Below are 9991 nucleotides of genomic sequence, written 5' to 3'. Positions count from 1 at the left end.
GGGTATTATGGGCGCAAGCATGGCGGGCCATTTGCTTGATCACGGATATGAAGTGAATGTGTTTAACCGAACGAAATCAAGAGCAGACCTCTTGGTATCAAAGGGGGCTGTTTGGCAGGATTCGCCGAAGTTGGTTGCGGAGCAATCGGATATTATTATTACGATGCTAGGTTATCCGGCCGACGTGGAAGAGGTTTATTTTGGAGCTGATGGTTTATTGCAAAATGCTAGGTCCAGTGCAGTGCTTATTGATATGACTACCTCAAGTCCTGCTCTTGCCAAACGCATAGAAGCAGAGGCTGGCACAAGAGGGCTTATGGCGCTGGATGCCCCAGTCTCTGGCGGCGATGTAGGCGCGAAGGAGGCTAGACTGTCAATCATGGTTGGAGGCTCGGAGCAAGCCTATGATGCGATATTGCCATTATTTATGCTCATAGGTAAAAACATCGTTCATCAAGGTGAAGCAGGGGCGGGTCAATTCACTAAGATGTGTAATCAAATCGCGATTGCATCCAATATGATTGGCGTGAGCGAAGCTCTTGCCTATGCCAAAAAAGCGGGGCTCGAACCTAGCAAAGTATTGAAAAGCATTGAAGCCGGTGCTGCGGGAAGCTGGTCCTTGTCCAATCTAGGACAACGCATTATCAATGGAGATTTTGCTCCGGGCTTTTACGTAAAACATTTTGTGAAAGATATTAAAATCGCCATCGAGTCAGCTGATGAGATGGGTCTTCCTTTGCCAGGACTAGCGTTAGCTCGTTCTTTATATGAGCAACTTATTTCACTTGGTGAAGAAAATAGCGGTACACAAGCGTTATATAAAGTTATTTTTAACGAGTAGGACGACCATATATTGTACATTAATTATTAATATGATATATTATTTTTAAATAATAGTACTATATAATACAAGTATGACTCATATAGAGGACGGGGGAGAGTGCGATTCAATTATCTTCGCGGCAATTGGAGCTTCTTGAGCTTGTGAAGAGGCATGCGCCGATTACAGGTGAGCAGTTGGCAGAATCTCTAGGTGTCAGCAGGCCCACACTACGCTCGGACTTATCACTTCTCGTCATGCTTGGATTGCTTGATGCGAAGCCCAAAGTTGGTTATTTTCTAGGCAACACCTATCGCTCAAGCAGCGAGCCTTTGCAGCAATTGAACAATATGAAGGTGAGAGAAGTACAAGGTGTTCCCGTTAATGTTCCGGACTCGTTGTCCGTGCATGACGCTGTTATTACGTTATTTACTGAAAATGCAGATACTCTTCTGATCGTTAATGAGCAGAAACGTTTTGTAGGAATCGTAACACCGAAGGATTTGCTGAAAATAACGCTTGGCAACGCTGGTGCTGCATCTATTCCTATCAGTATGGTGATGACCCGTTATCCTAATATTGTGACGCTAATGCCCGACGAATCTGTGATGGAAGCGATTCGCAAAATGTCGCTTCATCAAGTAGATTGTTTACCAGTTATCATTCCGCGCGAGGATCAGGTGACTGATCCAGAGGTTACTGGCTGGGTATCGAAGTCGAACATTATACGTCTTATGGCGGACATCGCGATGGATGGGAAATTGGGGGAGCCAGAGTTATGAAACAGCAGATCATTTATGTATGCTCCGATGCTGTTGGAGAAACGGCGGAAGCAGTTGCAAAGGCGACTTTACGTCAATTCTCCTCAGAACAAGTGAAAATAAAGCGTTACGGCCATATTAAATCCGAGGATGAAATTATTCGTATCGTGGCTGAGGCCGCTAGTACTGGCGGTTTTATAAGCTACACGCTCGTCCAGCCGGAGCTTCGGGAGCAAATGAAGGAAGAGGCTTTTAGAGCTGGAGTTAGAGCTGTTGATGTCATGGGACCGATGATGCAAGCATACGTTGATACGTTTGGGAGTTTCCCGAAGCGTGAGCCGGGGCTGCTGCACTCCATTGACGATGCTTACCATCGCCGGATGGATGCTATTGAGTTCGCTGTGAAATATGATGACGGCAAGGATGCTCGAGGATTTGTACAAGCGCAGGTCGTCCTGATTGGCGTATCTCGAACGTCGAAGACGCCGCTGAGCATCTTTTTGTCCCATAAAGGAATTAAGACGGCTAACCTGCCGTTAATGCCCGAGGTTAATCCTCCCGAAGAATTGAAGCCTGCACCTGGCAGGCTCATTATAGGTTTAACGATGCAAGCTGAGCATCTTCTGGAGATCCGCTCTGAACGGCTTAAGACGCTGGGACTTCCGGCATCTGCGCAGTATGCGACAACCGAGCGTATTCAAGAAGAGCTTGATTATGCAGAGTCCGTCATGAAATCATTGAATTGTCCTGTTATAGATGTTACAAATCGTGCTATTGAAGAGACTGCAGGTATTATTACTGAATGGCTTAACAAATAAATGGCTATACCGATAGAGACAAAGGGGGATTCAACATGGATAAAACGTTTGTAATGGTAAAGCCAGATGGTTACGCGCGTGGTTTAGTAGGTCGTATTGTTGCTCGATTTGAAGAGAAGGGCTTTAAACTAGTAGATGCAAGGGTAATGCGCCTTTCAAGAGAGCAAGCCGAGACACATTATGAGCATTTGCGCTCAAAAGTGTTTTTTGACGAGTTGGTCGATTTTATCGTTTCGGGGCCTGTATTTGCTATGATATGGGAAGGCAAAGACGCTATTAAAAACGCAAGGAGTCTTATTGGCGCAACGAATCCATCTGAAGCCCTTGCAGGTACAATCCGTGGAGATTTTGCAATCGATGTAGCTAGCAATATTATTCATGGATCTGACTCTATCGAAAGCGCAGAGCGCGAGATCAAAAACTTTTTCCAATAGTCAACGGAATTGTAAGTTAAAGAAATAAGATAAACAGCAGAAAATTCCTTAGTTGACGAATGGAATATGGGTATGGTAAATTTTAAACAAAGTTAATGATCAAACACGGAAGCACCGTATAAGGACGCAGATATCTGCGCCTTCTACGGTGCTTTTTTTGTGTTTTCTAAGCGGAAGGAAGGTGAAGGGGCTGAATAAATATCAACTTGCTGTGGCGGTAAGAGAGCCGGAATACTTGAAGCGGCTGGCTGATTATATGCAAGGCAGCAAGCTTGGCGAGCAATGGCAGATTATCGCGTTCACGCACGCAGATTCTTGGAAGCTCTATGTGAAGCAAGGCTACAAGATTGACTTAGTGGCTGCTCAGCCTGAGCTGCTTGCAGAAATGGATGCAGAGCAAGCGGGTATTCCTGTAATTGCTCTAGTACTACAGCTGGGAGAGAGCAAGGAGAAGCATGAGCTTTTGCAATATCAACCCATTCCCCAGCTGCTGAAGCGTTTTTCGGAGATTCATTCCCAAGCGATAGGACATGCGGCCTCTTCGTCAGGCGCTTACGAGAGGCCGTCTGGCATGAATATTATATCTGTTTATTCGGCATCGGGGGGAGTTGGGAAGACGGCTTTGGCGCTGCATTTGGTACATGCTGCAAGTGTGCATCAATGTCGTACCTTTTATCTGAACCTTGAGCGGTGGAACTCTTCTGAAGCTTGGCTGCACAACCAGCAATATACAGATGGCCTCAGTGAAGGAGGGGTGAGAGAGGAGGGGTTGTCAGAACTGCTTTATGGACTCAAGGCACAGCCGGGGCAGTCGGTCAATTGGCTTATGGAGCATCGAAAACGGGATTCGCAGCTTAAGGGTGATTATTTAGCCCCGTGCACCAATTTGGAGGATAGATTGACGCTTAATGAGGAAGATGCGGCGGGAATAGTGAGTACGATTGCTCGAAGCGGGCAGTATGATCTCATTATTGTTGATTTGGAGGGCGGTCTGGATGAGCTGCACCTTGCTATTTTTGAACGATCAAATCATGTGCTTTGGGTTGCAAGCGATAATCCGTCTGTGAGGGATAAACAAAAAATGGCCCTGCGTTATGGAGCGCAAAAGTGGAGTGATCGCTTTAGCTCTTTGTCCAATAAATTCAAATGCGTAAAAAACCATGTGGTTAATCCGAAGCAAACCGTTCATAACGAGATTGATGGCATGGCATGCGCTAAGGTGGGGCTGCCGGAAATTCCAGAATGGCGAGGAGCAAGCCATGTTGCTCTGCTGTCATCGCCGTTATACCGAGCAGCTGCAGATCAATTATTCAAGCAGCTTTATATGGAAGGAGGCGGATCAATTGCTGAGCGATGAAACGGTGCTTGAGCTGCGCAACAAGGTACGAGCCAAAATTGATTTTAGCGGATCACTGTCAGATGATAGCCTGATGAGAATAGCAGAAGAAATCGTTTTCGAATGGTGCGATCTTCATCCTCTTACCGCAACCGAGAAAGTGAAGCTTGTACGGAGGCTGTTCCATTCGTTTCGAGGTCTTGATATTTTGCAGCCGCTCATGGAGGATGCCTCCATTAGTGAAATTATGATTAATCATCATGCGGAAATATTTGTGGAACGAAGAGGGCGAATGACACTATTGCCGGTTTCTTTTGAAAGCAGAGAACGGCTCGAGGATCTGATCCAGACTGTTGTTGCGAGTGTGAATCGTGTCGTTAACGAATCTACGCCAATTGTTGACGCCCGTCTGAAGGATGGCTCTAGGGTACATGTTGTATTGCCGCCGGTTGCGCTCAAAGGACCATGCATGACCATTCGGAAGTTCCCAGATCAGCCTCTAACGATGGAGGAGCTAGTAGCCTTCCATTCGCTCTCGCAAGAAGCGGCATCGTTTTTGAAAGAGCTCGTCGGGGCTCAATACAATATGTTTATTAGCGGCGGAACAGGAACAGGCAAAACAACTTTTTTAAATGCATTGTCGCAGTTTATCCAGCCGGATGAGCGGATTGTTACGATCGAGGATTCTGCTGAGCTGCAAATTCGCTCCATTCCTAACTTAGTAGCGATGGAAACGCGCAATGCGAATACGGAGGGGAAAGGGGAGATTACGATTCGCGACCTCATACGTGCCTCGCTTCGGATGCGTCCCAATCGCATTATCGTCGGTGAGGTGCGGGGAGGAGAGGCTCTTGATATGCTGCAGGCATTAAATACCGGCCATGCCGGAAGCATGTCAACGGGCCATAGTAATGGCGCGAAGGATATGATGGCTCGGCTGGAGTCGATGGTGCTAAGTGCAGCAGAATTGCCAGTGATCGTTATTCGCCAGCAAATCGCCTCAGCCATCGATATTGTTATCCATCTATCAAGATTCCGTGATCGCACCCGCAAAGTGACGGAGATATGCGAGGTCATTGGCGTTGAAGATGGAGAAATATTGCTTAATCCACTGTTTATTTTTGAGGAGGAGGGAGAGCGGAATGGCAGAGTGCTTGGCGGGCTAAAACGTACAGCGAATCCGGTAATGAGAATGGACAAATTGACGCTTGCTGGGAAAAGAACGGTCGAAGGAGTGGCGATATGAACAATTCAAGCGGCGTGAATAAAAGCAGCAGCCTTCATCGTCAGCATGGGGGACGGATAGAGAGAATGCTCTTATGGTGCGGCTGGGAAAGCGATGCGACGCTAGCGAATCTTCGAGCTGGCCGAACCCTTACCAATTATGAACAATACCCACTTAAACGAAACCAGTTTATCACTACGTCCTTAATCGCAGCTGTGATTTTCTATGGTGCTGTCTTTTTATTTTATCATTCTGTGTTCCTTTCATTTGCAGCGGCAAGCTTCGGTATACTCGCTCCTAGAATTAGACGAAAATTTCTTCTGGAACAGCGCAAGGAGAGACTGAAGCTGCAATTTAAAGAAGCTTTATTTTCACTGACATCCTCGCTTGCAGCAGGGCGCTCTCTTGAAAATGCATTTTTATCTACTCACGATGATTTGAAGCTAATTTACCCTGATGCTCGAACGGAGCTGCTGCTGGAGTTTCAAATCATTCACTTTCGTCTAGATAACGGCGAGCCCTTAGAATATGCGCTGCGCAACTTTGCTAATCGTGCAGGAATTGATGAGATTACTCAGTTCGTTGATGCATTAGCTGCTTGCAAGCGCTCTGGAGGAGATTTGCTTGAGGTGATGAAACAAACCTCGATCATCATTGGAGAGAAACTAGAAATTGAGCAGGAAATTGCAGTTATGGTTGCTCAAAAAAAATTCGAAGGTCGAATTATGATGGCGGTGCCTTTTGTTTTTTTAGCGTTTTTAAGCTTAGCTGCACCCGACTATATGGCTCCTTTATATGGAGGAATCGGATATTTGCTATTGACGGGAGCGCTGCTGCTTTTGCTTCTCTGCTTTTGGTTGATGGCAAAGATGATGAGTATCCGAATGTAAGATGAAAGGGGACAAAGCATGCTCGCGGCAATTGCACCGGTTACTTTAACGGTGATTTGGGTGTACTTGGCAGGAAAAGGAGCATTGTATGCCATATGGCGTCAGCTAATGGGTAGAAAACAAACGAATGACCAAACGCGGCAGCAGCTTATGCAGCTAAGTTTGATTGACCCTTTTATGCGTGTGATAGAACGGTTCAAGCTTTTTGATACGCTGCATCTGCCTATGGGCAGCTACCATATGAAGCTCCTCTTATTGAAGGATAGCAGCTGGTCAATCGAGCGGACAAAAGGTGAAGCAACTGCTGCTCTAGGTACGGGATATGCTGCTTTAACAGGTTGTGCTTGGATGAGTTTACTTGGACAGGAGCCTACACTGTTAGTCATGGGGGTAGTGTTCAGCATCGTGCTAACGATACGCCCTTTCGTAGATGCAAGGCGGCAAGTTGAGGAACGAAAGCAGCAAATCATTATGGAGCTCCCCGTTATGCTCAGCAAGTTAATGCTGCTGGTCGGTGCCGGTGAGACAGTACAGCAAGCGCTAGCAAGATGCTTGGAGGGAAAGGAGGCTACCGAGCATCCTCTCTACAAGGAATGGGGAGAGACGGTATCTATGCTTCGCAACGGTCAATCGTTCAGTACGGTAATGGAGCGGTTTAATAGAAGATGTGCGGTGCAGGAGGTTTCGATCTTTACAACGGTGCTCTTATTGAATTATCGCCGCGGTGGAGAGCATTTTATTCTTGCATTGCGAGAGCTCTCTTACACTTTATGGGAGAAGCGCAAGGCAATCGCTAGATCGCGCGGGGAGCAAGCCTCCTCAAAGCTTGTATTTCCGCTTGTAGGTATTTTGTTAGTACTCATGATTTTGGTAGCTGCACCCGCAGTACTGCTCATGTCTTAACTTAAATTAGGGAGGAAGATGAAGGATGAGAAAAATAAGCCAATCGCTACGTTCATTTTGGAAAGAGGAGGATGGTTTAGGGACGCTTGAAATTATTTTGATTATTGCGGTTGTCATCATTATTGCACTGTTGTTTAAAGACTGGATTATTGAGCTGATTGAGCGCTTGATGGGCAAAGCAGATGACGAGGCGGACAAAATTTTCAGTTAGCGGGTGAGGCTTTTGAACAGATTGCGAATAAATGCAGGGCTGCTTCGCTTGCTTAAGAAGGAGCAAGGCAGCTTTACGCTGGAGTCTACGATCGTATTTCCAATGCTGTTCGGGCTTATATTGTTGTTTATTTTATTTGGAATGTACATGTACGAGAAGGTCATTGTCTATTATGCAGCGTCTTCAACAGCAGAGCGTGCGGCTTTCAGCTGGGATAACAGTAATCGAGATGCAAGAAGTGGCATGCTCAATGAGCCAAGTTATGATGGTTTATATTGGCGTATTGGCGAGGATGGCGTGCTCAGCAGCTTGTTTGGACTGAGAGGAGAAAATGATGCAGCGAAAGTCGTGCTCCCACTTGCAGAGACGGGTGATGGAGAAAAGAATGCTTTAGCTATTCGGAAAATAGAGCAGTCTGCTAGATGGTTGGGACAAGCAGGCCTAACATACGAAGGAGAAATCAGCTATTCAAGCAGCATTCTGAGAAGAGTGATCAAAGTCAAACTGAAGGAGCCTTTATCGGCTGAATCCATTGAGAAAAGCTGGTTGAAGCGTGAACCCAAAAGTGCAGCCTCTTCCACGGTTGTTGATCCAACTGAGTTTATTCGGAGTGTTAATCTCGTACGCTATTATTCATCAAGGTTTGCAAATCGGGCTGGAGGAGCGGGGCAAGCAAAGTCTCAGGCTGGTCAAGTGCTGGATACTTATAAAGGTAAGGGGAAGGCGACAAAGCCATAATGTAGCGGAACAGATAAGGCTTGAAAGGTTCCRATGGAGGTGCAGGCAGCAGTGAGCATAAAAAAAGATTTGAAGCATCGTTATCGGCAGTTTGTTTGCAAGCTTTTCTTTCGAGAAAATGGGGCAGTGACCGTGTTTTCGGTTATTGTTTTATCCTCGCTGCTTTTGTTTTTCTCTTTGCTTATTGATTATGCCCGAATTGCGGCTCTGCATAAGTTAACAGAGGATGCTGTAAGGTCAAGCGTAAGATCTGTACTCTCTGCTTATGATGCTGTTCTATATGAGCGATATGGTTTATTCGGCCGTGGTGGTACAGACGGTCAAATCATATTCGAGGAAATGATGACGGCGAATACAGAAACAGCAGATGACTCGGGTCGATCAGGGATAAAGCTGGTTCGCGCTAAGTCAGATGCTGCCGCACTGCACGCAGCGACGTTTCTAGGCAGCCATAATGTATTCTCAAGACAGGTGCTCGAAGAAATGAAGTATAAGGCGCCAGTAGATTTTACATTGGATCTCGCAGCAAGGTTTGTACCTATGGCAGGTGCAATGAAGGAGGCATCGATTGCAATAAGTTTGCTGGAGAGTATGCGGAAGCTTTATGAGAAACGGGAAATTCATCTAGCGAATGTACTTCAATTGCAAAAGCAGATGGCTTCGACGATAAGTGGAAGCAGTATTTCTATGTTAATTCCTGTCCAGCCAGATGTAGTAGCAATAGAGGGGAATTCTGCTCTGAGCATTGCGGGGGAATACAGCTCATATGCAGCCAAAGTTATATATAATCAATCGTTAACTGCCGGGCAGAAAATAATGTATACAGCTGAAATAGAAGCATACGAGGAGAAAGTGAGAGCTTTTGCTATGGAGCTGCGCAAAGTGAGTGATGAAATACATAGACAGCATGTGAAGCTTCAGGGAGAAGCAATACAGGAGCTGGAAGCTGCAAGAGCATTTAATGACGATATGCTGAGAATTGTTCAACAAGCTAATCAACAGCCTCAGCATAGTGGATATGATACGGTGTCCAAGCATAAGGCAACAAATACTGAACAGCATCAGGTTCCCGCTGATGCTGCTTCCGACATTGAGCAGGTAAGGAAAGCTGCGGATGAGCTTGTAAAGACGGATGGATGGTTCACGGAGTACCGTCAGGWGGTGGAGGCGCAGGGCTCGTCTGCTGCTTCAATCGATATGGAAGCAGGGGCATATCAGTCCAGCAGCCTTGCCTCTATAGTTAAGCCTGTTAAGAGCATAACTGCTGATACATTGCTTGAAAGCGTCACAAGCCTGCGTCTTGCTTATGGGGCATATGAACAGAAATATATTCGACCTGCTAGTATCATCGTTGATCGACAGAAAGCACTCGATCAGGGTCAGATATCGAAACAGCTTAAACAGCAAAAGGAGCAAGCCGGTTCTCTCTGGAATCAGGCACGCAGCTTGCTGCATGGACTGACAAGTATCCCGCAAATGGAAGAACATCAAAAGGTGTTCGAACAGGTACAGCTTCGTTATAACGATAACCTATTATTCAATGAGCAGACTGATGTAGCAATAGAGACTGTCGACATGGAGAAGGCAAGTGATGCGCATATGGCAGCAGAGCAGTCTAATACGCTTATGGGTGGATTGTTCTCAGGTATGGCCGGGATGCTAGAGAAAACGAGAGATTCATTATACTTTGGTGAATACGTTATTCAACGCTTCACTTCTTTTGCTCCTCAGCATTTACGTTCGATGATGACTGGAGGAGAAATTTCAGAGTTGTCACATGCCATTTCATTTCATAATCAGGAAGCGGAATATATTATTTATGGCTTCAACAATCCAGTAGGGAATATAGCTGCTG

At 46.1% G+C, this 9991-nt stretch carries 11 protein-coding genes; all 11 read left to right on the top strand.

Going from position 1 to position 9991, the window contains the following annotated elements; all coding sequences use genetic code 11:
- A partial coding sequence (locus AC1DSE_RS22925) for an NAD(P)-dependent oxidoreductase (protein WP_477528235.1) occupies positions 1 to 841 on the top strand: 841 nt, incomplete at its 5' end.
- Positions 842 to 966: 125 nt separating this feature from the next.
- On the top strand, positions 967 to 1602 hold the full coding sequence (locus AC1DSE_RS22920) for a CBS domain-containing protein (protein WP_076271030.1): 636 nt from the start codon (positions 967 to 969) through the stop codon (positions 1600 to 1602).
- Positions 1599 to 2399, top strand: coding sequence for a pyruvate, water dikinase regulatory protein (locus tag AC1DSE_RS22915; RefSeq protein ID WP_076271031.1), 801 nt, complete (start codon positions 1599 to 1601; stop codon positions 2397 to 2399). The genes AC1DSE_RS22920 and AC1DSE_RS22915 overlap by 4 nt, the downstream gene beginning before the upstream one ends.
- 35 nt (positions 2400 to 2434) lie before the next feature.
- The gene (gene ndk / locus AC1DSE_RS22910; RefSeq protein WP_076271032.1) at positions 2435 to 2833 is read left to right on the top strand and encodes a nucleoside-diphosphate kinase; all 399 of its coding nucleotides are present in this window, start codon (positions 2435 to 2437) and stop codon (positions 2831 to 2833) included.
- A 181-nt stretch (positions 2834 to 3014) separates the two neighbouring features.
- Positions 3015 to 4190, top strand: a complete 1176-nt coding sequence (locus AC1DSE_RS22905; protein ID WP_477511559.1) for a P-loop NTPase family protein — start codon at positions 3015 to 3017, stop codon at positions 4188 to 4190.
- Positions 4180 to 5415, top strand: coding sequence for a CpaF family protein (locus tag AC1DSE_RS22900; protein ID WP_477511601.1), 1236 nt, complete (start codon positions 4180 to 4182; stop codon positions 5413 to 5415). The genes AC1DSE_RS22905 and AC1DSE_RS22900 overlap by 11 nt, the downstream gene beginning before the upstream one ends.
- Complete coding sequence (locus AC1DSE_RS22895; RefSeq protein WP_477511558.1) at positions 5412 to 6284, top strand: type II secretion system F family protein; 873 nt, start codon at positions 5412 to 5414, stop codon at positions 6282 to 6284. The genes AC1DSE_RS22900 and AC1DSE_RS22895 overlap by 4 nt, the downstream gene beginning before the upstream one ends.
- 18 nt (positions 6285 to 6302) lie before the next feature.
- Positions 6303 to 7187, top strand: a complete 885-nt coding sequence (locus tag AC1DSE_RS22890; RefSeq protein ID WP_477511557.1) for a type II secretion system F family protein — start codon at positions 6303 to 6305, stop codon at positions 7185 to 7187.
- 25 nt (positions 7188 to 7212) lie between these two features.
- Positions 7213 to 7398 carry a Flp1 family type IVb pilin gene (locus tag AC1DSE_RS22885; RefSeq protein ID WP_441879304.1) on the top strand — a complete coding sequence of 62 codons (186 nt, stop codon included), beginning with the start codon at positions 7213 to 7215 and terminating at the stop codon, positions 7396 to 7398.
- Positions 7399 to 7410: 12 nt separating this feature from the next.
- Positions 7411 to 8136 carry a TadE/TadG family type IV pilus assembly protein gene (locus AC1DSE_RS22880; protein WP_477511556.1) on the top strand — a complete coding sequence of 242 codons (726 nt, stop codon included), beginning with the start codon at positions 7411 to 7413 and terminating at the stop codon, positions 8134 to 8136.
- Between the two features lie 51 nt (positions 8137 to 8187).
- Positions 8188 to 9991: hypothetical protein (locus AC1DSE_RS22875; RefSeq protein WP_477528234.1), on the top strand; the 1804-nt coding region annotated here is incomplete at its 3' end.

The sequence above is a fragment of the Paenibacillus sp. 01L418 genome (assembly GCF_056400045.1).
This window is presented reverse-complemented; position numbering and strand designations above follow the sequence as displayed.

Coding starts and splice junctions, on each gene's coding strand:
- AC1DSE_RS22915 (WP_076271031.1), top strand. CDS start 1,599: ATGAAACAGCAGATCATTTATGTATGCTCCGATGCTGTTGGAGAAACG.
- ndk (WP_076271032.1), top strand. CDS start 2,435: ATGGATAAAACGTTTGTAATGGTAAAGCCAGATGGTTACGCGCGTGGT.
- AC1DSE_RS22895 (WP_477511558.1), top strand. CDS start 5,412: ATGAACAATTCAAGCGGCGTGAATAAAAGCAGCAGCCTTCATCGTCAG.
- AC1DSE_RS22890 (WP_477511557.1), top strand. CDS start 6,303: ATGCTCGCGGCAATTGCACCGGTTACTTTAACGGTGATTTGGGTGTAC.
- AC1DSE_RS22885 (WP_441879304.1), top strand. CDS start 7,213: ATGAGAAAAATAAGCCAATCGCTACGTTCATTTTGGAAAGAGGAGGAT.